General features: G+C 65.1%; 23 protein-coding genes. 7 read left to right on the top strand and 16 right to left on the bottom strand.

Annotated elements, in window-relative coordinates; all coding sequences use genetic code 11:
* Positions 1-14 precede the first annotated feature (14 nt).
* Positions 15-494 carry a hypothetical protein gene (locus tag MET49242_RS16865; protein WP_036284616.1) on the top strand — a complete coding sequence of 160 codons (480 nt, stop codon included), beginning with the start codon at positions 15-17 and terminating at the stop codon, positions 492-494.
* Positions 495-578: 84 nt separating this feature from the next.
* Here MET49242_RS16865 and MET49242_RS16860 read toward each other — a convergent pair whose 3' ends face one another.
* The 8 genes from MET49242_RS16860 to MET49242_RS16825 form a co-directional block, all read right to left on the bottom strand.
* Entirely contained in the window at positions 579-818 is a 240-nt protein-coding gene (locus MET49242_RS16860) for a hypothetical protein (protein ID WP_036284615.1), read from the bottom strand.
* 343 nt (positions 819-1161) lie between these two features.
* Positions 1162-1395, bottom strand: coding sequence for a hypothetical protein (locus MET49242_RS16855; RefSeq protein WP_036284614.1), 234 nt, complete (start codon positions 1393-1395; stop codon positions 1162-1164).
* A 163-nt stretch (positions 1396-1558) separates the two neighbouring features.
* Complete coding sequence (acnA, locus tag MET49242_RS16850) at positions 1559-4270, bottom strand: aconitate hydratase AcnA (RefSeq protein WP_036288488.1); 2712 nt, start codon at positions 4268-4270, stop codon at positions 1559-1561.
* 75 nt (positions 4271-4345) lie between these two features.
* Positions 4346-5782, bottom strand: coding sequence for an MDR family MFS transporter (locus tag MET49242_RS16845; RefSeq protein ID WP_036284612.1), 1437 nt, complete (start codon positions 5780-5782; stop codon positions 4346-4348).
* 63 nt (positions 5783-5845) lie between these two features.
* Complete coding sequence (locus MET49242_RS16840; protein WP_244430842.1) at positions 5846-7426, bottom strand: RecQ family ATP-dependent DNA helicase; 1581 nt, start codon at positions 7424-7426, stop codon at positions 5846-5848.
* The gene (locus MET49242_RS16835) at positions 7423-7725 is read right to left on the bottom strand and encodes a hypothetical protein (protein ID WP_036284610.1); all 303 of its coding nucleotides are present in this window, start codon (positions 7723-7725) and stop codon (positions 7423-7425) included. The genes MET49242_RS16840 and MET49242_RS16835 overlap by 4 nt, the downstream gene beginning before the upstream one ends.
* Before the next feature lie 51 nt (positions 7726-7776).
* Positions 7777-8661, bottom strand: a complete 885-nt coding sequence (locus MET49242_RS16830; RefSeq protein ID WP_036284608.1) for a hypothetical protein — start codon at positions 8659-8661, stop codon at positions 7777-7779.
* 83 nt (positions 8662-8744) lie between these two features.
* Positions 8745-10103 (bottom strand): lipopolysaccharide biosynthesis protein, encoded by a 1359-nt coding sequence (locus MET49242_RS16825; protein ID WP_144259670.1) that lies wholly within the window; start codon positions 10101-10103, stop codon positions 8745-8747.
* A 278-nt stretch (positions 10104-10381) separates the two neighbouring features.
* On the opposite strand from MET49242_RS16825, the gene ffh reads away from it, so the two are divergent.
* The 4 genes from ffh to trmD all read left to right on the top strand — a co-directional run bounded on the left by ffh (position 10382) and on the right by trmD (position 13700).
* The gene (gene ffh / locus MET49242_RS16820) at positions 10382-11920 is read left to right on the top strand and encodes a signal recognition particle protein (RefSeq protein WP_036284603.1); all 1539 of its coding nucleotides are present in this window, start codon (positions 10382-10384) and stop codon (positions 11918-11920) included.
* Positions 11921-11946: 26 nt separating this feature from the next.
* Positions 11947-12294, top strand: coding sequence for a 30S ribosomal protein S16 (rpsP, locus tag MET49242_RS16815; protein ID WP_036284600.1), 348 nt, complete (start codon positions 11947-11949; stop codon positions 12292-12294).
* 143 nt (positions 12295-12437) lie between these two features.
* Positions 12438-12971 (top strand): ribosome maturation factor RimM, encoded by a 534-nt coding sequence (rimM, locus tag MET49242_RS16810; RefSeq protein WP_036284597.1) that lies wholly within the window; start codon positions 12438-12440, stop codon positions 12969-12971.
* A gap of 33 nt (positions 12972-13004) precedes the next feature.
* Positions 13005-13700: a tRNA (guanosine(37)-N1)-methyltransferase TrmD gene (gene trmD, locus MET49242_RS16805; protein WP_036284594.1), complete on the top strand. Its 696-nt coding sequence runs from the start codon at positions 13005-13007 to the stop codon at positions 13698-13700.
* A gap of 7 nt (positions 13701-13707) precedes the next feature.
* Here the strand turns inward: trmD and fumC are convergent, their stop codons facing one another.
* The 3 genes from fumC to MET49242_RS16790 all read right to left on the bottom strand — a co-directional run bounded on the left by fumC (position 13708) and on the right by MET49242_RS16790 (position 16147).
* Positions 13708-15105, bottom strand: coding sequence for a class II fumarate hydratase (gene fumC / locus MET49242_RS16800; protein WP_036288480.1), 1398 nt, complete (start codon positions 15103-15105; stop codon positions 13708-13710).
* Between the two features lie 62 nt (positions 15106-15167).
* A complete protein-coding gene (locus tag MET49242_RS16795; protein ID WP_051134269.1) occupies positions 15168-15734 on the bottom strand; it encodes a sigma-70 family RNA polymerase sigma factor in 567 nt (188 codons plus the stop codon).
* Positions 15731-16147: a NepR family anti-sigma factor gene (locus MET49242_RS16790; protein WP_036284591.1), complete on the bottom strand. Its 417-nt coding sequence runs from the start codon at positions 16145-16147 to the stop codon at positions 15731-15733. The genes MET49242_RS16795 and MET49242_RS16790 overlap by 4 nt, the downstream gene beginning before the upstream one ends.
* 167 nt (positions 16148-16314) lie before the next feature.
* Between MET49242_RS16790 and MET49242_RS16785 the strand changes: the two genes are divergently transcribed.
* A complete protein-coding gene (locus tag MET49242_RS16785; protein WP_036284588.1) occupies positions 16315-17118 on the top strand; it encodes a response regulator in 804 nt (267 codons plus the stop codon).
* Positions 17119-17297: 179 nt separating this feature from the next.
* Positions 17298-17594, top strand: a complete 297-nt coding sequence (locus MET49242_RS16780; RefSeq protein WP_227966587.1) for a general stress protein — start codon at positions 17298-17300, stop codon at positions 17592-17594.
* Between the two features lie 15 nt (positions 17595-17609).
* Here MET49242_RS16780 and ptsN read toward each other — a convergent pair whose 3' ends face one another.
* The 5 genes from ptsN to leuD form a co-directional block, all read right to left on the bottom strand.
* Complete coding sequence (gene ptsN / locus MET49242_RS16775) at positions 17610-18077, bottom strand: PTS IIA-like nitrogen regulatory protein PtsN (RefSeq protein ID WP_036284582.1); 468 nt, start codon at positions 18075-18077, stop codon at positions 17610-17612.
* Positions 18078-18218: 141 nt separating this feature from the next.
* Positions 18219-18791 carry a ribosome hibernation-promoting factor, HPF/YfiA family gene (gene hpf / locus MET49242_RS16770; RefSeq protein WP_036284578.1) on the bottom strand — a complete coding sequence of 191 codons (573 nt, stop codon included), beginning with the start codon at positions 18789-18791 and terminating at the stop codon, positions 18219-18221.
* Positions 18792-19071: 280 nt separating this feature from the next.
* Positions 19072-20643, bottom strand: a complete 1572-nt coding sequence (rpoN, locus tag MET49242_RS16760; protein WP_036284572.1) for an RNA polymerase factor sigma-54 — start codon at positions 20641-20643, stop codon at positions 19072-19074.
* 145 nt (positions 20644-20788) lie between these two features.
* The gene (gene lptB / locus MET49242_RS16755; RefSeq protein ID WP_036284569.1) at positions 20789-21787 is read right to left on the bottom strand and encodes an LPS export ABC transporter ATP-binding protein; all 999 of its coding nucleotides are present in this window, start codon (positions 21785-21787) and stop codon (positions 20789-20791) included.
* Positions 21788-21925: 138 nt separating this feature from the next.
* Positions 21926-22531 (bottom strand): 3-isopropylmalate dehydratase small subunit, encoded by a 606-nt coding sequence (gene leuD / locus MET49242_RS16750; protein ID WP_036284565.1) that lies wholly within the window; start codon positions 22529-22531, stop codon positions 21926-21928.
* Positions 22532-22568 lie beyond the last annotated feature (37 nt).

Here is a 22568-nt window from a genome sequence, read left to right as displayed (position 1 = left end):
CATGAGGAAACGAAATGCGAGGCGCGTTCTTGAAACTCATCGCCCTGACGCTCGCCGTGGCGCCCCTGGCCGCGGGATCGGCGCAGGCCTATTGCATGTTCGGTTGCGACCCGACCGAGGATCACGCCAAGCAGATTTTTGAAAATCTCCTGAAGCAGCGCTTCGACAAGCCCGGCAAGGTTCTCGAGTTCAAGCAGACGATGAGCGAGCGCCTGGAGATGCACGCGACCGGCGAGAAGGGTTATGAAATCTTCTTCAACGCCAGAGTGCAGTTTCCCGATGGCGCCAATCTCGACTGCAAGCCGGACGACGCAGGGAAATTCAAGGACGGCTGCTCGCCGAGCAAGCATTACGTGACCGCGCCGCGCAGCGCCGATCCGAAGGGCAAGCAATATGTCGCGCCCGGCGAGACGGTGACCTTCGACGAGGAATATCGCTTCTACGAAGACCCGAAGGGCTGGAAGGGTCCGGACGGCAACGTCTATTCGCAGTGAACCAAAAATTATGGGCGCGCATGATCTGCGCGCCCTTGTGTTTCGGAACAGCCTCTCCTCGAGGGAAGAGGCTCCCGCATGCTCTTAGTCGAGCAGCTTGTCGTTCTGCGAGCAGCCGGCCTTCTCGTTGCAGGCCTTGAAGTTGGCGCGCAGCTCGTCCTTGTTGGCGCCGTAGTTCATCTTACGGGCGAGATACTCGTCGTAGCACTTCGACGCCGCCGCGGCCTGCTTGTCCTCATCGGCCTTGCGGGTGTCGCAGTCGGCGAAAGCCGGGGTCATGCCGGCGACGAGGGCGAGCGCCGTGACAAAGGCGAATTTCTTCATTCTGTGGTTTCCTCTACTTCTTCTAAGCTTGATTGGCTTGCGATTGCGTTTGAACCAATCCCGCAACAACAGTACCGGCCCCAAAGATCGCGGCAAGCGCGCTGGACGATGGGGGAAGAAACGGCGTGTGTCAATCGCGCGCCGCTCATAACACTCGCCGCCCAGCCCTAAAAAATTCGGCGGATTTCATCGGCCACGGCCTCGAAAAGGCGCCTGACGGCCCGGCTCACGCCACGGTCGACGCTTGAATCCATGGGCGAATGTCGCGCCAAACAAGAGGGGCGTGCAGATATTGCACGCCCCGATTTTTTGTCTCTCGCCTCGCGGGAAGCGAAAATTCGACTTAGAGATTCTTCGAGTTCTGCGGGCAGCCGCACTTCTCGTCGCAGGCCTTCTTGTTGGCCTTGATTTTGTCCATGTCGGCGGTCCAGCCCTGCTGGTCCTTCAGATAGGCGTCTTCGCACTTGCTGGCGCAGACGGCCTGGTCATCTTCGGCATGCGTGTCGCAGCTCGCGAAGGACGGAGCGGTCATCGCGGCGAACATGGCGACCGCCGTGGCAATCTTGAAGGTCTTCATCCTGTCGTTTCCCCTATCCGCTGATTTTTTTTGCTTCTTGCGCCGTGCCTCAATGACTGTCGTCGCAATGCGCGACGACCTCAACGGTCCCACGCCTCAGCGCGTCATTGATGTCGCAGGATGCTTGTTTCGTCAATCAAGTCATCCCACTTTTCCATCCGATTCACGAGGCAAGTTGTCGCAGCACGTAAGGCAGAATGCCTCCATTTTTGAAGTATTCTAACTCGTCGAGCGTATCGATGCGAAGTAACAGTGGCGATGAAACCACTGAGCCGTCAGAAAAAGTGATTTCGGCGTACAGCGTCTGACGCGGCGTGAGGCCGGCCGCGAGGCCGCGAATCGCAACCGTCTCCTGCCCCGTCAGCCCCAGCGACGCCCAGCTCGTTCCCGGCTTGAAGGTCAGGGGCAGGACGCCCATGCCGACAAGATTGGAGCGGTGAATGCGCTCGAAGCTCTGGGCGATCACCGCGCGCACGCCGAGAAGCGCCGTGCCCTTCGCCGCCCAGTCGCGCGAGGAGCCATTGCCATATTCGGCGCCGGCGAAAACGACCAGCGGCACGCCGTCCTTCTGGTAGCGCATCGCCGCGTCGTAGATCGAAAGCGTCTCGCCGCCAGGGTAATATTTCGTGAGGCCGCCTTCGGGAATGATCCCTTCGGCGTCCTTCATCATGTGGTTCTTGATGCGGATATTGGCGAAGGTGCCGCGCATCATCACTTCATGATTGCCGCGCCGCGTGCCGTACTGGTTGAAGTCGGCCTGGACGACGCCATTGTCCATCAGCCATTTGCCCGCGGGCGAGGCGGCCTTGATCGAGCCGGCCGGCGAGATGTGATCGGTGGTGATCTTGTCGCCGAAAAGCGCGAGGACGCGCGCGCCGACAATGTCGGAGACGGGGCGGGGTTGCCGGGTCAAACCTGTGAAATAGGGCGGGTTTCGGACGTAGGTCGAATGATCGTCCCACAGATATGTCTCGCCCGCCGGCGCCTCGACCGCGCGCCAGTGCGCGTCGCCGTCGAACACATTGGCGTATGTGTCGCGGAAAAGTTCGCGCGTGACATTTTCGCGGATGAAGCCGTCGATCTCTTCGCTGGTCGGCCAGATGTCGCGCAGATAGACGGGCTTGCCGTCGGCGCCGGTCCCGAGCGGATCCTTCGTCAGATCGGTCGCGACCGTTCCGGCGATCGCGAAAGCGACGACGAGAGGGGGCGAGGCGAGGTAATTCGCCTGCACGTCCGGATTCACGCGGCCCTCGAAATTGCGGTTGCCGGAAAGCACCGAGGCCGCGACGAGATCATGGGCGTTGATGGTCTTCGACACCGGCGCCGGCAGCGGGCCGGAATTGCCGATGCAGGTCGTGCAGCCGAAGCCGACCAGATTGAAGCCGAGTTCGTCGAGCGACTTCTGCAGGCCGGATCTGGCGAGATACTGCCCGACCACCTGACTTCCCGGCGCAAGCGACGTCTTCACCCAGGGCTTGACCTTCAGCCCCCTGGCGACGGCGTTGCGCGCGAGCAGGCCCGCGCCGATCAGCACGCTCGGATTCGAGGTGTTGGTGCAGGAGGTTATCGCGGCGATGACGACGTCGCCATGGCCGAGGTCATAATTCGTCCCCTCGACCTTGTGGCGCGGGCCCAGCCCGCCTTCCTTCTTGTATTCCGACGCGAGAGCCGCCTCGAAAGCCGCGCCGATATCCTCCAGCGCCACGCGCCCCTCGGGCCGTTTTGGGCCGGCGAGTGAAGGCTTCACCTCGGCGAGATCGAGCGAAAGCGTATCCGTGAATTCCGGGTCGGGCGTCTCGCTCGTGCGCAGCATGCCCTGCGCCTGCGTATAGGCCTCGATCAGCGCGATGCGCTCGGCCGTGCGGCCCGAGGTGTTGAGATAGGCGAGCGTCTCGACGTCCACGGGGAAGAAGCCGCAGGTCGCGCCATATTCGGGCGCCATATTGGCGATGGTCGCGCGATCGGCGAGCGACAGATGATTCAGCCCCTCGCCATAGAACTCGACGAACTTTCCGACGACGCCCTTTTTGCGCAGCATTTGCGTGACGGTCAGCACCACGTCGGTCGCGGTCACGCCCTCCTTCGGCGCGCCTGTGACCTTGAAGCCGATCACCTCCGGGGCCAGCATCGACAGCGGCTGGCCAAGCATGGCCGCTTCCGCCTCGATGCCGCCGACGCCCCAGCCCAGCACGGCGAGGCCATTGACCATGGTGGTGTGCGAATCGGTGCCGACCAGCGTGTCGGGATAGGCGACCTCGACGCTTTCGCCGTTCGCCTGCTCGGGGCGGGTCCAGACCGTCTGCGCCAGATATTCCAGATTGACCTGATGGCAGATGCCGGTTCCGGGGGGCACGACGCGGAAATTGTCGAAGGCCGACTGGCCCCATTTCAGGAAGCGGTAGCGCTCGCCATTGCGCTCATATTCTCGCTCGACATTCTGCGCGAAGGCGCGGGGCGTCCCGAATTCATCGACGATGACGGAGTGGTCGATGACGAGATCGACCGGCACCAGCGGATTGATCTTCTGCGGATTTCCACCCAGGGCGACCATGGCGTCGCGCATCGCGGCGAGATCCACGACCGCCGGCACGCCCGTGAAATCCTGCATCAGCACGCGCGCCGGGCTGAAGGCGATTTCGCGCTCGGTCTTGCCCTTTTCGGTCAGCCATTTTGCGAAGGACTGGATCGTCTCCTTCGTCACCCAGCGGCCGTCCTCGTTGCGCAGCAAATTCTCGAGAACGACTTTCAACGAGTAGGGCAGCCGCGAGACGCCCGGAAGGCCATTCGCCTCGGCCGCCTTCAGCGAGAAATAGTCATAGGTCCGATCCCCGACGACGAGCTTTTGACGGGCGTTGAAACTGTCGAGAGAGGTCATGGACGTGTCCTTGCAGGCGGGGCGGGACATTCCTTCTAGAAAATTCCATGCCATGGGCAAGGAAAAAAGGACCGCTCAGTGTCGCCGCTCGCCCGTCAGCGGCCGCTCCTCCATTCGCGCCATGAAGATGAAAGAGAGAGCCATGCAAAGCGCAAGCGCCGAAAACACCAGCCGGAAGCTCATGATCAGCGTGTGGACCGATTCGGGCGAGACGGTCGTCTCCTCGATGAGCGCGGCCCGCCCGCCGCCGAGCGCGAGCGCCCCGAAAAGCGCGACGACCGCCGCCGATCCGAGCTGGCGGAAGAACTGGGTCGTCGCCGTCGCCGTGCCGAGATCGCGGGCGAGGACGGCGTTCTGCACGGAGACTGTCGCGACCGGCAGCATGGCGCCGACGCCGAAAGTGACGAGCGTCAGCAGCGTGTTGAGCGCGAGAAAGGAAAGGCTGTCCACCCGCCAGGCGGCGACGGCGGCGGCGAGCGTCCCGACGCCGAGGCCGAGGAGGGGCACGATCTTGTAATGACGAATCACCGCCATCAGCCGGCCGGAGAGCGTGGCGCCGATGACCGTCGCGCACATCAGCGGGATCAGCACGAGGCCGGAATCGCGGGCGCTCAGCCCTGCGACGACCTCGAAATAGATCGGCATGACGACGGAAAGCCCGACGAAGGCGCCGAGCCCCGCGGCGCTCGAAAAAATGGCGTCGCGCACGATTCGCAGGCCGAGGATGCGCAGGGGAATGAGCGGCTCCTCGGCGACCCGAACGCGCCAGGCGAAAAGCGACCAGAACAGCGCCGAGCCGCAAAGCAGCGCGAGGATCGGCGCGGACGCCCAGGCGTAGCGCGAGCCGCCCCAGCCGAGCGCGAGGACCATCGCGCCCGAAGCCAGCACCAGCAGCAAGGCGCCCGGATAATCGACCTTGTGCGGGTGGCGGCGTTCCGGGAGCCGCTTCAGCCGCGCATTGGTGATGAGAAGCGCGGCGAGGCCGAGCGGCAGGTTGATCCAGAAGATCAGCGACCAGTGCAGATATTGCGCAAAAACACCGCCCAGCGCCGGCCCGGCGACGCTCGAGGTGATGAAGACGGCGGCGAAATAGGTCTGGTAGCGGCCGCGTTCGCGGGGGCTGACGAGATCGGCGACGATGGTCTGGGCGAGCGAAATGAGGCCGCCGCCGCCGAGTCCCTGCACGAGCCGCGCGACGGCGAGCGCCGCCATGGTCGGCGCCAGCGCGCAGGCGATCGAGCCGACAATGAAGGTCGTCACGCCGACGAGCAGCACGATCCGGCGCCCGTAGACGTCGGCGAATTTTCCGTAAAGCGGCGTCACCACCGTCGCGGCGACGAGATAGGCGGTCACGATCCAGGGCAGGTTCTGCGGGTCGCCGAGATCGGCGCCGATCGTCGGCATGGCGGTGACGACGATGGTCTGGTCCAGCGCCGACAGCAGCATCGCGAGGCCGAGCCCGACCATGACCTGCCTGAATTCGGCAGGGGCTTTCGGGGCGGCGGCGGTCATGATCTTTCTACCTCAGGCGGCATGGGAGCGCCTCAATACCGCATTGCAGCGCAGGGTGAAACGTCACTCCTCGCCAACAAACCGGCCAATGGCGGAAAGGAAGGCGCCCGGTTCTTCCAGATCCCTGAAAACGGGATCGTCGATCCGCAGCGGCCGCCGGGTCGCAAGCGAACGGAGCGCCGCATCGCTCGCCACCTGTCGCGGCGGCAGGCCGCGCCGACGCGCGATCGCGAGCCGCTCGGCCTGCAACGCGCGCAGCAGCCGCTCATCGGCCACCCTCAGCGGCGCCTCCCGATCCGGGATCGGCCCCGCGACCGGGGGCTGCGCAGCAGGCGGGTCCGCTCCCGCAGGCTCTGCGGCGTCGACTGCGAAATTCGCCAGTCGGCTCTCCGCCGCCACGCGCCAGCCGAGCGCCAGCGCGCCGGCCCGGCGCGGCCAGGCGAGCGGGCCGCCGCGGCAATGGTCGCATCTGCCGCAGGGGGCGCTCTCCTCGCCGAATTCCGCGAGCAGGGTCTGGAAGCGGCAGCCATGGGCGACGGCGAGCCGCGCCATGGCCTTGCGGCGGGCGTAATCGCCGGCGGCCGCCTCATCGGCCTGCGCCGCCGTCGGGACGCCCCAGCGCAGGACGAGTTCGCGCGGCGTGAACAGGCCCAGCGCCCGCGCTGGCGCCCCGTCGCGCCCCGCGCGGCCAATCTCCTGATAATAGCCCTCGATCGAGGCCGGCAGATCGGCGTGGACGATGAAGCGCACGTCGGGCTTGTCGACGCCCATGCCGAAGGCGATGGTCGCCACCATCACGACGCCCTTGCGGCCAAAGAAGGCGTCCTGGTGGGCGGAGCGCGTAAAAGCGTCGAGGCCGGCGTGATAGGGCAGCGCGTCGAGGCCGAGGCGCGCGAGATCGACCGCCAGCGCGTCCGCCATGCGGCGGGAGTTGCAATAGACGATCCCGCTCTCGCGCGCGCCTCCCGCGAAATCGACGATCTGCCGCAGGCCGGGGCGCTTGCGCGCAAATCCAAGCGACAGATTGGGCCGCGCGAAGGAGCGGACGAAAACGTCCGGCGGGCGGGAAAACAAAATCCGCGAGATGTCGGCTCGGGTGCGGGGGCCGGCGGTGGCGGTGACCGCCAGCACCGGCGCGCCGAGTTTTCGCGCAATGTCGCCGAGCGCCCGATAGTCGGGGCGGAACTCGTGACCCCAGTGCGAGACGCAATGCGCCTCGTCCACCGCGAAAAGTTTGATCTGTTTTTTGCGCAGCAAATCCTGCATTCCCTCCTGCGCCAGCCGTTCGGGCGCGGCGTAGAGCAGGCGGGCGCGGCCGCTGGAGACGGCATGAATCGCGGCCATCGCCTCCGGGTCGTCCTGCGCCGAGTGCAGCGCCACGGCGGGAACGCCCTTGTCGGCAAGCCCCCGGAGCTGGTCGCGCATCAGCGCGATGAGCGGCGAGGCGACGACGACGAGGCCGGGACCCGCCACGGCGGGCAATTGATAGAGGAGCGATTTCCCCGAGCCCGTCGGCATGACGGCGAGGGCGTCGCGGCCCGCCAGCACCGCCTCGATCACCTCCGCCTGCCCCGGCAGAAAGTCGGAAAAGCCGAAATTGCTGCGCAGCAAATCCCGCGCGTCGGACAGGTCCGGCGCGCTCACCCCGCGTCTTTTCCGACCAGCGCCGTCACGAGCTCCCGCCACTCTTCATCGAGCGGGCCGCGATGCGGCGGCCGCCCGGCGCGCCGATACCAGTAACCGGCGTTCCATTGGTCGCCTTCCTTGCGATGCAGATAGGCGTGGACCCACATGGCGTCGGGGTCGGAAAGTTCGTCGACGCATTTGTGCGCGCCGTCCCAGTCGCCCTTCGCGTCGAGCCACAGCGCCCGCAACGGCGCGGTCAGCGGCGGCGGCGCCTCGCCTTCGAGCGAATCGACAAAGGATGCGAGCGTTGGTCTCACTGGGTCGCGGCCTGGGGAAACGAGTCGCATTATTGCGCAAAACGCGCGGGGTCAGGCGCCGAAAAGAACGATTTCCGAATAGGACAGGTCGCCGAGCTTCGGCGGTCTCGGCCCCCGGAAATATTTCGGTCCGCGATTGTGGAAGAAACGGCCGGAAAGCCCCTCGATCCCCCCATTGGCGTCCACGACGCAGAGAAGGCCGCCGCGCGCCAGAAGAAACCGCCCCAGCGTCCCGGCAATGCGCGGGAGATCGGCGATGTCCCGGCAATAGACGATCTGCCGGGCGGGCGCGAGGCCCTTCAGCAAGAGCTTGCGCTGCAGGACGAGAGGGGCGACCTTCCCGCCGCTCACGCAGATCAGCGAGAGGCAGCCCATGGCGGCGTGCTCGTCCAATATGCGCCGCTCCTCCTCGCTCAGGGCCCGCGCCTCGGGCAAATCCGGCGAGTAGGGAAGCGTCCTGTCGCCTCTCGCGGGGCGGTTGAGCGCGGGCAGAAAGGCGAACTGCCCCTCGCAGAAGCGCTGGAACCCGAAGCCCGAGGCGACGGCCCAGGTGGGCTCCATCGGCGAGACGTTGGTGAAAGTGACGCCCCGATGGCGCACGGCCGCGAAAACGAGCCGGGCGCCATAGCTGCGATATTCGGGATCGACGCACCAGCTCGACAGATTGCAGCGGATTTCAGCGCTGGCGCCCTCGCCGTAGCGGGAAAAGATCATCAGAATGACGCCGACGGTCTGTCCGGCGCTCTCGAGCAGATAGCCGTATTTCGGGCATCCCTCGACCGGCTCGCGTCGCGAGAGGCGGGCAATTCCGGCCTCCCAATAGGCGCGGGAACGACCCGGAAACCCACGCCGAAGGCAGGCGATGACAGGGCCGAGGTCGGCCTCCCCGATCTGGCGGCACCCGAGATCTCCGCGCAAGCCCCCCAAACCCGCCATCCAGCCCTCCTTGAAGTCGAGGTCAAGTCGTAGCCAGAAGACGGCATCAATTCAATAATTTTCAATGAATTTAGATATTTACCTTAATTGGCGCTGGCGCGGGACAGCGACGATTCGCGCATTTCGCCCGCCAACGGACCCGGCGGCGAGATCAGGCAATAGACGGACGGATCGACGCCCCGCCGCCGTCGGCAGAGGACGACGAGCGCGACCGCCACGGGCGCGGCGACGAACGCCCAGCCGCAGGCCGCGCCGGTCGCCCCGAAAGCAATCGCAAGCATGGCGGAGAGCGCGATTCGCGCCGCCGTCGCCGCGGCGACGATGCGGGAGTAAACCGCCTCGAGGCCGGTCAGCAGCAGAACGCCCGGCGCGAGCCCGCACATGGCGACGACGAAGGCGGCGGAGGCCAGGACGACGAGCGTGGGGTAGATCGCCGCGAATCTTTCGCCGAAGAGCGACAATATGGCGTCGCCGAACAGAAGGATCATGAGATAAGCCGGCGCCGCCAGCGCGACGGCCGCCGCCACGACGGCGCGGAACATATTCTGGAGCTCCGCGACGCGGCCGGAGAAATAGAGATTGGCCCCATGCGCGGCGACATAGGCGCCGAGCCCGCTCACGAGCATCAGGAAGATATTCGCAATGCGCGCGGCGACGAAATAATCGCCCGCGACAACGGGCGAGGCGACGAAGCCGATCAACATGACGTCGGCGTGCTGCCCCGCCGCCTCGATCACCGCCGAGGCCCACATGGCGCCCGCGCGGGCGCGCCAGAGACCCCGTTCTTCCGCCACGGCGCGATTGGACGACGCAGCCGGCAGGGCGCGCCGCACGGCGATCAGCTGCAAGAGAATCGCCGGCGCCATGCCCGCGGCCGCAAGCCAGAAGAAGCCCGCCGCTGTCACGCCGCCGGCGAGGGCGCAGGCCCCCAGGGCGAGGATGAGGATCACGCGCCAGGTCGCCTCGCGGTTGCTTTCCGAGACGAGGAAACCGGCGATCACGCGGCTCGAACCGGAGGAATAATGCAGGGCGGTCTGCATGAAGAGGAAGGCCGCGGCGGCGCGCAGCGTCCCGTCCGGCAGGCCGGTCAGGGAGCCGCCGAGACCGAGAAGCGCCGCGGCCGCGACAGCCGCGCCGACGAGCGTCATCCGCCATCCGGATCGCCAGGCCGCGATGGCCGTCGCCGGATCGCCGCGCCCGCAATATTCGCCCCATGAGCGGGCGATGAACGTGTCCTGTCCATTGACCGCCGCGACGGCGAGGAAGGACAGCGCGGAAAACCACATGGCGAGGCGGCCGAACTCGTCGGGGGCCATGACCCGGGCCGCGAGCGTGAAGGTCGCGATATTGAGGAGCGCCCCGGAGCCGCGAAGGCCGAGCGCGACCGCCGGGCCGGCGAGAGCGCGGCGGGCGATTGCCACAGTTGAAAGCGACGCTGCCAAAGGCGGGACTCCAGCGCGGACGGGCGAGACGTTCGACGCATAGGCCGGAATTTGCGGCTACGCTACAGCAAGGCGAAAACGCGGTTACCATGTCGCGCAATTGACTTGGGAACGTCGCGCGCATAAAAACTCCGTCAAATCTCGAAAGAGAGACCTGCTCACCAGCCGAGCCGCCCGAGAGGCGGCAGGCCAACGCCCGGCAGCGCGATGCGCCCCCGGGCGCGTTTTGCTTTGGAGCGGGCCGTTGCGAGAGCGACGCGCGCCGCGGGAGAAACCTGATGTTCGAGAGCCTTTCCGACAAGCTCTCCAGCGTATTCGACAGGCTGACGCGACGCGGCTCTCTGACCGAGGCCGACGTCAACGAGGCCCTGCGCGAAATCCGCCGGGCGCTTCTTGAGGCCGACGTCGCGCTCGACGTGGTGCGCTCCTTCGCCGACAAGGTGCGCGACCGCGCCGTCGGCGCGGGCGTCATCAAGTCGGTCTCGCCGGGCCAGATGGTCGTCAAGATCGTCAATGACGTTCTGATCGAGACGCTGGGCGAAACCGCCGAGCCGATCGACCTCGCGGCCAAGCCCCCCATCGCCATCATGATGGTCGGCCTCCAGGGCGCCGGCAAAACCACGACGACGGCGAAGATCGCCAAGCGGCTGAAGGAGCGCCACGGCAAGCGCTCGCTCATGGCCTCTCTCGACGTGAAGCGCCCCGCCGCCCAGGAGCAGCTCGCCGTCCTCGGCCGGCAGGTGGAGGTGGACACGCTCCCCATCGTTCCCGGCCAGACGCCGCTGCAGATCGCCCGTCGCGCCATGGAGGCCGCGCGCCTCGAAGGCTACGACGTGGTGCTGCTCGACACGGCAGGACGCACGCATATCGACGAGCCCCTCATGCAGGAAATGGCGGACATCAAGTCCTACGCCAATCCGCATGAAATCCTGCTCGTCGCCGACGCCCTGACTGGCCAGGACGCCGTCAATCTCGCCAAGAACTTCGACGAGCGCGTCGGCCTCACGGGTATTGTGCTTACGCGTATGGACGGCGACGGCCGCGGCGGCGCTGCGCTCTCCATGCGTTACGTCACCGGCAAGCCGATCAAGCTCATCGGCGTCGGCGAGAAGATGGACGCGCTGGACGAATTCGCGCCGACGCGCATCGCCAACCGCATTCTCGGCATGGGCGACATCGTCGCCCTCGTCGAGAAGGCGGCGGCGGCCATCGACGCGGAGCAGGCCCGCAAGGCCGCCGAGCGCATGGCCAAGGGCAAGTTCGACCTTCAGGACCTCTGCGACCAGCTCGCGCAGGTCGAGAAGATCGGCGGCCTCGGCGGAATCATGGGCCTCCTTCCGGGCGTCGCCAAGATGAAGGACCAGCTCGCCAAGGCCAATCTCGACGACGGCCTCATCAAGCGCCAGCGCGCCATCATCCTGTCGATGACGCCGCAGGAGCGGCGCAACCCCGACATCCTCAAGGCCTCGCGCAAGAAGCGCATCGCGGCGGGTTCCGGCGCGAAGGTCGAGGAGGTCAACCGCCTCCTCAAGCAGCACCGCCAGATGGCCGATCTCATGAAGTCCTTCGGCGCCGGCAAGCGCGGCGGAATGATGAGCAAGGCCGCGCAGATGATGGGGCTCGGCCCGAAGGGCATGGAAATGCCCTCGCAGGAGGAGCTGCAGAAATTGCAGGAGAAGCTGGGCGCCGGCGCCCCCGGCGCGGGGAAGGGAATTCCCTCCGCCCCGCCCGCCGATCTCCTGTCGCAGAAGCCGGGCCTTCCGGGACTCGGCTCAGGAATGCTGAGCGGACTCAATCCGTTCGGGAAAAAGAAGTAAGCCATTAAACTACAGAAGGAAAACCCATGTCTCTCAAGATCCGTCTCGCCCGCGGCGGCGCCAAGAAGCGCCCCTTCTATCGCGTCGTCGTCGCCGATTCGCGTTCGCCCCGCGACGGCCGCTATATCGAGAAGCTCGGCACCTTCGACCCGCTGAAGGCCAAGGACGCCGCCGACCGCGTCGTGCTCGACGTCGAGAAGGCCAAGGCGTGGCTCGTGAAGGGCGCCCAGCCGACCGACCGCGTCGCCCGCATCCTCGACGCCGCCGGCGTCATGAAGCGCGAGGCCCGAAATAATCCCGAAAAGGCGCAGCCTAAGAAGAAGGCCCAGGAGCGCGCGGCCGCCGCCGCCGGTGCTGCGGAAGCCGCCGAGTAAGGCCGCCAATGGCGCACCCTGTTCGCCCTCATGCCGAGGAGCGTCCGAAGGACGCGTCTCGAAGCGCGAGGGCGAATGCGCGCGTCGATTTCCTTCTCCTTCGAGACGCGCGCTTCGCTCGCTCCTCAGGATGAGGAAATCGGATGGCCGCTGAAAAGAACCTCGTCCTGCTCGGCCGTTTCGGCGCGCCGCATGGCGTGCGCGGCGAAATTCGCCTGCAAAGCTACACAGCCGACCCGCTGGCGATCGCCTCCTACGGTCCCTTGACCGACAAGAGCGGAACGAAATCGTTCAAGCTCGCTTCAGTCCGCCCGCAGGGCAAGGACATGCTCGTCGCCCGCGTCGAGGGGGTGAGCGACCGCACGGGAGCCGAGGCGCTGACCGGCGTCGAGCTTTATCTGCCGCGCGAAAAACTTCCGCCGCCCGACGAAGACGAATTCTATCTCGCCGATCTGGTGGGCCTGCGCGCGCAAACGCGCGAGGGCGTGGAAATCGGCCGCGTCGTCGCCGTGCGCAATTTCGGGGCGGGGGACATTCTGGAGGTGACTCCGCCGGACGGCGGCGAGACGCTGATGTTTCCCTTCACCAGGGCTGTCGCGCCGGTGGTGAGCATCGCCGAGGGGCGGGTGATTATCGAGCCGCCGATGGAAATCGGCGACGAGGACGCGCCGGACTAGCAGCCTCTAACGACCGCATGCCATAACGCCCCCATGTGGCGCGCGACAATTCTGACCCTCTTTCCCGAAATGTTTCCCGGCCCGCTCGGCCTCTCGCTTGCCGGCGATGCGCTGACGCGCGGCGTCTGGGAACTGGAGACGAGACAGATTCGCGAGCATGGGCTCGGACGCCATCGCGCCGTGGACGACACGCCTGCGGGCGGCGGCCCCGGCATGGTGATGCGCGCCGACGTTCTCGCGGCGGCGATCGACGCCGCGGCGCCCGCCGGCGATCCGCGTCCGCGCCTTCTCACGAGCCCGCGCGGAAAACCGCTCACGCAGTCGCGCGTGCGCGAACTTGCGCAAGGGCCGGGCGCGATCATTCTCTGCGCGCGTTTCGAGGGCGTGGACGAGCGCATCATCGCCGCGAGAAATCTCGAAGAGGTTTCGATCGGCGACTACATCTTATCGGGTGGAGAAATCGCCGCCTTGACGATCATCGACGCCTGCGTGCGGCTTCTTCCCGGCGTGATGGGCGAGGAGGCTTCCGGCGACGAGGAGAGTTTCGAAACCGGGCTTCTCGAATATCCGCAATACACGCGCCCGCGCGAAGTGGAGGGGCGCGCGATACCGGATATTCTGCTCTCCGGCGATCATGCGAAGATCGCGAAATGGCGCCATGAAGAGGCGTTGAAACTGACGCGGGCGAGAAGGCCGGACCTTCTCGCCCGCAAATCCCCGAAAGGCTGATCGCCAATCAATCGTTGGGCTCCAGCATTTTCTCCGGCCGCACGATTTCGTCGAACTCGGCTTCCGTCACCTTGCCGGAGAGAAGCGCCTCTTCCTTCAGGCTCGTGCCATTGTGATGCGCGGCGCGCGCGATTTTTGAAGCTGCGTCATAGCCGATCTTCGGCGCGAGCGCGGTGACGAGCATCAGCGAACGTTCGAGGAAACGCTTGATGTTCGCTTCATCCGCCTCGATGCCGTCGACGCAGCGCGTGATGAAGCTGTCGATTCCGTCCGCCAGAAGAATCGTCGATTCGAGCAGCGCGAAACCGACGACAGGCTTCAGCACATTGAGTTCGAGATGGCCTTGCGACGCCGCGAAGGTGATCGTCGCATTGTTGCCGAAGACGCGCGTGCAGACCATCGTCAGGGACTCCACCTGCGTCGGGTTGACCTTGCCCGGCATGATGGAGGAGCCCGGTTCGTTCTCCGGCAATTTCAGCTCCGCAAAGCCCGCGCGCGGACCGGAGCCGAGCAGGCGAATGTCGCAGGCGATCTTGTAGAGGCCGGAAGCCAGCGAATTGATCGCGCCATGCGCGAAGACGATGGCGTCGTGAGCGGCGAGCGCCTCGAATTTGTTGGGCGCGGTCTGGAAAGGAAGCCCCGTCTGCTGTGCGACATGAGCGGCGACTTCTTCGCCGAATCCCTTGAAGGTGTTGACGCCCGTCCCGACCGCCGTGCCGCCCTGCGCGAGGAAGAGAAGATCGCCAAGGCTGTAGCGGATGCGCTTCAACGCGAATTCGGCCTGTGCGGCGTAGCCGGAAAATTCCTGGCCGAGCGTGACGGGCGTCGCGTCCTGCAGATGGGTTCGGCCGATCTTGATGATATGCGCGAATTTCTGCGCCTTGGCGTTCAGCGCGATATGCAGGCGCTCGACCGCCGGCAGCAGGCGGCCCGAAATCGTCAGCGCGCCGGCGATGTGAATCGCGGTCGGGAAACTGTCGTTCGAAGACTGGCCGAGATTGACGTGATCGTTGGGATGCACGGGCGATTTGGCGCCGCGTCCCGCGCCCAGCATTTCGTTGGCGCGATTGGCGATGACCTCATTGACGTTCATATTGGTCTGGGTGCCGGAGCCGGTCTGCCAGACGACGAGTGGAAAATGTTCGTCGAGCTTGCCCTCGATCACTTCGCGCGCGGCGGCGGAGATGGCGTCCGCGATTTCCGGCTTCAGCAGGCCCTTCTTCGCATTGACCTGCGCGGCGGCGAGCTTGATGCGGGCGAGGGCGTGTATGATTTCGATCGGCATGGTGTCGCCGCCGATGGGAAAATTCTCGCGCGAGCGCTGCGTCTGCGCGCCCCAGTAAGCCCAGGACGGCACGGCGATGTCGCCAAAGGAGTCGCGTTCAATACGGTGGTCTTCAGTCATCGGTTTCGCTCGCATGAAGGGCATGAATGATGCGCCCCCTATGCGGCATTTCCGATTCCGCTTCAATCTTGGGTGAGCGCTTCCTGTCGTCGCGTCTCGCGCGCCTCGCCCGCGGGACCGGCGGGAGGCGACATGAGCTCGGCGAGGCGATTGCGCGCGCGATTGACCCTGCTCTTCATCGTGCCGGGCGCGCAACCGCAAATCTCTGCCGCTTCCTCATAGGACATGCCGGAGGCCGCGACGAGAATGAGCGCCTCGCGCTGGTCGAGCGGCAGCTTCTGCGGCGCGTCGCGGAAATCGAGGAAATCCATATGCGCATGCTGCGACTCGGGCGCGACGAGGCGCGCCGCGATCGCGCCGTCCGGGTCGGGCGCCTCGCGTCGCCGCTTGCGATATTCGCTGTAGTAGATGTTGCGAAGGATTGTGAAGAGCCACGCCGTGAGATTGGTGCCCTCGGAGAAGGAAGAAAGACTTCCCCAAGCCTTCACCAGCGTCTCCTGGACGAGATCATCGGCCCGGTCGGAGTTGCCGCAGATCGACACCGCGAAAGCGCGCAGGCTGGGGATAGCCGCAATGAGGTCGGCCTTCGGGCTTTCTCCTCCGTTGAGACGACGACCCTCGGCGTTCACTCTCTCTCCCCGGGCGCGCTTTTCGACAGCCCGGAGGATACCACATTCTTTTCCAGCTGGTTCAAGAGACTTAAAAAGCGATCCGGCACCGGCTGGGCGATGACGTCGTCATAGAGGTTCTGGAGCTCCTTGCCGATGACGTCGCCGAAATCCACGCCATGCTTGGCCTTGGCCGCGACGCCGTTCGAACAGAGAGCCGGGCCTTTCGCCTCGAGCGCCTTTTCTCGCGGCGCGGCGAGACGATCTGCGCCATAGCCCCCGTTGAATCCTCTCGGGAAGGCTTCCATCGTCCGGGACCCGGGTCCGGGGAAATAGCGCGTGTCGCCAGGGAATTGGTCCTCGTCAGCCTTTACGCGCGTAACCATATTCTCCGGATTGTTTTTCCCCATGGAGCCCTCGAATTTGAGTTTCATGATTCCTGTGGCGCACTCATTTCGCCGCGCGATATAGTGCAGTGCACGGACGATAGGCAAAACGTCCCGCCAAAGGATTGGTTCCTTAAAAAATGCGTGATGTTTTGCCGCAGTGGTTCGGTCAGCGCTTCTGTTCCCGCACGCGGTCGCCGCCGGAGTCGTATAAGATGTCGCTTTCGTTCGATGTTTCAGCGCATATTCCTTATCTTCGCCGTTTCGCTCGCGCGCTGGTCGGCAACCGCGAGGGCGGCGACGCCTATGCGCTGGCGACCCTCGAGGCGCTTGTCGCTGAACCCCAGAAATTACAATCTCATGACGATACGCGGGTCGCGCTTTATCGTCTGTTTCTCGATGTCTGGGCCGACGCTCCGATCAACGCGCACATCGACCGCTCCTGCGCCGGGCCCGAAGACATCGGCGGCGCAAGACGCAATCTCGACGCCATTTCGCTGCGCCCGCGCATCGCCTTTCTGTTGAACGCGCTCGAAGGTTTCGATCTGGAGCAGGTTGGCGAGACGCTCGGGGTTTCGGAACGCGAGGCCGCGGCGCTGGTCGAGGCCGCAAACTCGGAGATCGCCGATCAGATCGCGACCGACGTGCTGATCATCGAGGACGAGCCGCTGATCGCTCATGACCTCCGCAGCATTGTGGAGGAATTGGGGCATCGCGTCGTGGGCATGGCGCGCACGCATCGCGAGGCGGTTGGCGCCATTCAGGAGGGCAAGCCTGGGCTTATCCTCGCCGACATACAGCTTGCCGACGGAAGCTCGGGACTCGACGCGGTCAATGAAATTCTCAACGATCTCTCGACGCCGGTGATCTTCGTCACGGCCTATCCGGAGCGCTTTCTCACCGGCGCGCCGCCGGAACCCGCCTTTCTCGTCACCAAACCCTTCAGCGTCGAAAGCCTCAAGGCCGTGATCAGCCAGGCGCTCTTTTTCGACAAGCGCTCGCGGCCACGGGATTCCTGAGGTTTTTTCAGCGCCGCCGCCCGCGCGCCGCAACGGGTCTTTTCCTCCGCCTTTCAACGATGTTTACCGATACACGCTTAAGTACGTACTGCCAAGGTACGTACTATCCGCAATTGAAAGAAACTTGGCCTTTGGAGAATGTTGCAGCATCGGAGCTGGGGATTCTTCGAGAGGCGAAAATGACTGAAGTGACGCAACCTGTAGTAAAGAAATCCAATCGCGGCTTTGCTTCGATGGACCCCGAAAAGCAACGCGCCATCGCGCGCAAGGGCGGAAAGAGCGTTCCCGACGAAAAGCGCAGCTTTTCGCAGAACCCCGATCTCGCTGCGCGCGCCGGACGCAAGGGCGGCCAGAGCGTGAATCCCGCCAAACGCAGCTTCTCGCGCGACCACATGCTGGCGTCGGAAGCGGGCCGCAAAGGCGGACACGCCTCGCATGGCGGCGGACAGAAGCGCGCACCGACGCCCGCCGAGTAAGCCGGACGTCGATTGTTACGCGGCGTGAGGCTTCGCCGAGCGCTGCGCAATCAGAGAGTAGAGCGCGTCATGATCCCGCGTGGCGCGGATGGTGGCGACCAGTCCAGGGTCGCGAAGCATCCGCGCCGCGCAGGCTAGCGCCTTGAGATGATCGGCGCCCGACGCTTCCGGCGCGACCAGCAGAAACACCAGATCGACCGGCGCGCCATCGAGCGACGCGAAATCAACCGGACGATCGAGGCGCGCGAAAATCCCGAAAATCGATTTCACCCTGGCGAGCTTGCCATGCGGAATGGCGATGCCTTCGCCGATTCCGGTCGAACCGAGCCGCTCGCGATGCAGCAGCGCGTCGAAGATTTCACGCGCGGGCAGACCAGAAAGCTTCGCCGCCCGATCGCTCAACTCCTGAAGCAGCTGCTTTTTCGTCGTCGCCTTCAAATTGGCGATGACCGCTTCCGGCGTGAGAATATCCGTAAGCCGCATGCGACGCCCTATCCGTTGAAGCGTTTGTGAAGCCAGTCCTTCTGCCGACCCGCGCGCCGGCAGAAGCAAATCGCAAGTTACATGCCGAGGAAGCCGCTATTATGGCCGACCGGCGGCGATTTTCGAAAGCGCCAGCCGCGCCTATTCTCCGCCGGGCGTGTCGATCCACCCGATATTGTCGTCGCTGCGCCGATACACAATATTGACGCGGCCTGTATTTGCGTGACGAAACACGAGCACGGGCGCGCCGGTGAGGTCGAGGTGGAGCACCGCCGCGGAAACCGACATGCGGGGCAGCCGCCTGGTCGATTCCGCGATTACCGCCGGGCTGAATTCGGCCGGCGCGTCGCTCTCCTGATCCGGCGCCTCGATCACCTGATAGGGCACGACCTCGGGCGCGGCCTCCTGGCCATGCCCGTCGTGATGGCTCTTGAGCCTGCTCTTATAGCGGCGCAGCCGCTTTTCGATGCGGTCCGCCGCCTGATCGAAGGTGGCGTAGGGCTCCTGCGCCCTGCCGTCGGCCTGAAGGACGATGCCGGAGGTCAGATGAAGGCTGCAATCGGCGCGGTAGCCCGATCCTTCCGGCGTGATGGTGACGTGGCCACTGATGGCGCCGTCGAAATATTTCGACGCGGCGGTTTCGAGCCGCTGGGTAATATGGGTGCGCAGCGCTTCGCCGATATTGATGTTCTTGCCTGAAACTCTCAGGGACATGCTTGTTCCGCCCTTTTCCGGCGAACGGCCGAGAAGAGCGAGAGAGACTTTCGTCTTTCTGGCTCCTGCGCGCCGCCGCTACGGTTTTTGTTCTTCAAGCCTGTGAGACCGCCTGTCTCGAAATCATGGTCGCCCGCGTGACGCCGACACGGCCCCGAATCGCTCATGGCGCCGCGCCGCGCCACGAAATTTTTTGAAGCGTTAGAAGCCTCCGGCGCCGAAGTCAATGGGCGCTGCAGCATAATCAGGCGCCGCGTCATTTCCCCGCAAGGCCGCGAGGTCAGTGCGCCTGCAGCGCCGCCTGCTCGCGCGCCAGCGCCATTTTCGCCCGCCGCCTGTCGACAGACGACGGAATCCGCAGGCTGTCGCGATATTTGGCGACGGTGCGCCGCGCGATGTCGATGTCGATCGCCTTGAGCCGCGCCACGATGGCGTCGTCGGAGAGAACGTCGTCGGCGCTTTCCCGATCGATCATCTGCTTGATGCGGAACCGGACGGATTCAGCCGAATGCGCCTCGCCGCCGCTCGTCGTCGCGATGGAGGCCGAGAAGAAATATTTGAGCTCGAAGATGCCGCGGGGCGTCATCATGTATTTGTTGGAGGTGACGCGCGAGACGGTTGATTCGTGCATGCCGATGGCGTCGGCGATGGTGCGCAGATTGAGCGGCCGCAGATGCTCGACGCCCTTGTCGAGAAAGGCGTCCTGGAGCCGCACGATTTCGGAGGCGACCTTCAGAATGGTGCGGCTGCGCTGCTCGAGGCTCTTCGTCAGCCAGTTGGCGTTCTGAAGGCAGTTGGAGATGAAGGTCTTGTCGCCGTCGCGGGCGCCGGCGCTGACCTTGGCCGCATAGCTGTGATTGACCAGCACGCGCGGCAGGGCGTCGGAGTTCAGCTCAACGAGCCAGGAGCCGTCGGACGCGGCGCGCACGATGACGTCGGCGACGAGGGGCTGGATCGGCGCGTCGCCGAAGGCGCGGCCGGGCTTGGGATCGAGCCGGCGCAGCTCCGCCGCCATGTCGGCTATGTCTTCGGCGTCGACGCCGCAAAGCTTCGCGAGCTGGGCGAAGTCGCGTCTCGCGACGAGCGGCAGATTGGCGACGAAGATCTGCATGGCGGGGTCGTAACGGTCCCGCTCCTTCAGCTGGATTGCGAGACATTCCGCGAGATCGCGGGCGCCGACGCCGGAAGGCTCGAAACTCTGGATCGTTGCGAGGATCGCTTCCGCCTCGGCCGGATCGGCCTCGAGCCGCTCCGTGATGTCGGCGAGGCTTTCGCGCAGATAGCCGGTCTCGTCGATTCCGTCGATGATCGCCTGGCCGATGATGCGCTGGCGCGGATCGGGGAGCGCCAGCGCGAGCTGTTCGGCGAGGTGTTCGTGCAGGCTCGGCCGCGCGGCGACATAGGCCTCCAGATTGGGCGCCTCGCCGTCTTCGCCGCCGCCGCCGGCGGAACCGTTCCACGATGTGGCGGACAGACCGGCGCCTTCCATCGCCTCGCGGGGGACTTCGCGCGAGACGGCCGGCCCTTCCGGCTCGAAGGCGTTGCTGACGTCGGCGCCGAGATCGGCGGAAAGCGTGGCCGAATCGATCGCAAGCGAGTCCTGCGCCCAATCGCCTTCGTGAGGTTCGCCATCAGTTGCTTCGGCGACGAAGTCCGCGTCCTGCGACTCGCGGGATTCGGGTCCGCCATCGCCTTCCTGCGCCTCGAGCAGCGGGTTGCGCTCGAGTTCGTCGTGGAGGAAGGCGGAAAGCTCCAGATTGGAGAATTGCAGCAGCTTGATCGCCTGAAGAAGCTGGGGGGTCATCACCAGGGACTGGCCCTGGCGCATCATCAGCTTGGTCGAAATCGCCATTGCGCCCACTCGCACGCTCAACGCCGCGCTGCACGGCCCATTTCTTGCTTATAGCATGACGGGCGCAGCTTCGCAGGGCCAAACATTCGGCGCCGGAGGGGGCGAAACGCCTAAGGGTTAATCAACCGTCCCCCAATTCGCGCAATTACATCTTGAAATCTTCGCCGAGATAGATGCGTCGGACGTCCGGATTGGCGACGATCTCCTCCGGCGGGCCTTCTGTCAGCACATGGCCGTTGTAGATGATATAGGCGCGGTCCGTCAGACCCAGCGTCTCGCGGACGCTGTGGTCGGTGATGAGCACGCCGATGCCGCGGGCCTTGAGGTGGCGCACGAGGTCCTGAATGCCGCCGACCGCGATCGGATCGATGCCGGCGAAAGGTTCGTCGAGCAGCATGAAGGACGGGTGGCCCGCCAGCGCGCGCGCGATTTCACAACGGCGCCGCTCGCCGCCCGATAGCGCGACCGCGGGGGTATGCCGCATGCGGGTAAGGCGAAACTCGTCGAGCAGCGCCTCCAGCTCTTCCTCGCGCTTTTTCTCGTCGGGCTGGGTGATCTCCAGGACGGCGCGGATATTGTCCTCGACCGAGAGGCCGCGGAAGACAGAGGCCTCCTGCGGCAGATAGCCGATGCCGAGCCGCGCGCGGCGATACATGGGGAGCGGCGTCACATCATAGCCATCGAGCGAGATGACGCCCCTGTCGGGTTTCACGAGACCCGTGATCATATAAAAAACAGTGGTCTTTCCCGCGCCATTGGGACCCAGCAGACCGACCGCCTCGCCCCGCTTGACGTGCAGACTGACGTCCTCGACCACCCGGCGGGCCTTGTAGGACTTTGCGAGATTATGGACCGAGAGCAGCCCCTGCCCGTCATGGCCGGGCCCTTCGAGATAGGAGCCGGGGGAGAAGGCGGCGTCAGGGCCGCCGGGCTCGGGCGCGGTTTTCGCTCGGGCCCAGGCCGGCGCATCTTCCGGCGGCGCATCGGCGCCTAAATTTTCGGCGCCGAGATCCTCCGCCTCCGCCAGATTGTCCAGCTTGTGCGACCGCCAATTCGTCAAACGCGCCTGCGCCACGCCGAAAGCCCGGCTCAGGGGCTCGAGGGCGGCGCGCAGGCGCGTCGAAAGGGCGGTCAGATAATTCAAACGAAGCGTCCGTCACGAAGGAAGAAACACAGGAAAGATTTTTGCGGCCCGCCCCTTACCCTCCGCAAGTACGCCCCGCGGCCAAGCTTGGCCATTGCAAGACGCTCTAAATCATTCACGCGATTTCAGCCATAAGGGTCAGGCCCAGGGACGCGACTGCGCCGCCGCTTTTTCATAGGCGTCGATCTTGTCGGCCCGCTGGAGCGTCAGGCCGATGTCGTCGAGGCCGTTCAGCAGGCAATGCCTGCGGAAGGGATCGATGTCGAACTTCACCACGCCGCCGTCCGGTCCGCGAATCTCCTGGGCTTCGAGGTCGATCGTCATCGTGGCGTTGGCGCCGCGTTTGGCGTCGTCCATCAGCTTGTCGAGTTCGGCCTGCGTCACCTTGATCGGCAGAATGCCGTTCTTGAAGCAGTTATTGTAGAAAATGTCGGCGAAGCTCGTGGAGATGATGCAGCGCAGGCCGAAGTCGAGCAGCGCCCAGGGGGCGTGTTCGCGCGACGAGCCGCAGCCGAAATTGTCGCCGGCGACGAGGATGCTCGCGTTGCGATAGGCTGGCTGATTGAGCACGAAATCCGGATTCTCGGAGCCGTCCTCGCGGTAGCGCATTTCAGAGAAAAGGCCCTTGCCCAGCCCCGTGCGGGCGATCGTCTTCAGATATTGCTTGGGGATGATCATGTCCGTGTCGACGTTCATGATCGGCATCGGCGCCGCGACGCCGGTAAGCGTGGTGAATTTCTGCATCGTTCGGCCTTGTTACGGCGGCGTCATCCCCTCTCCC

Source organism: Methylocystis sp. ATCC 49242, from assembly GCF_000188155.2.
Taxonomy (GTDB): Bacteria; Pseudomonadota; Alphaproteobacteria; order Rhizobiales; family Beijerinckiaceae; genus Methylocystis.
Note: the sequence above shows the minus strand (reverse complement) of the source record. Positions and strands in the feature narration are given on the sequence as shown.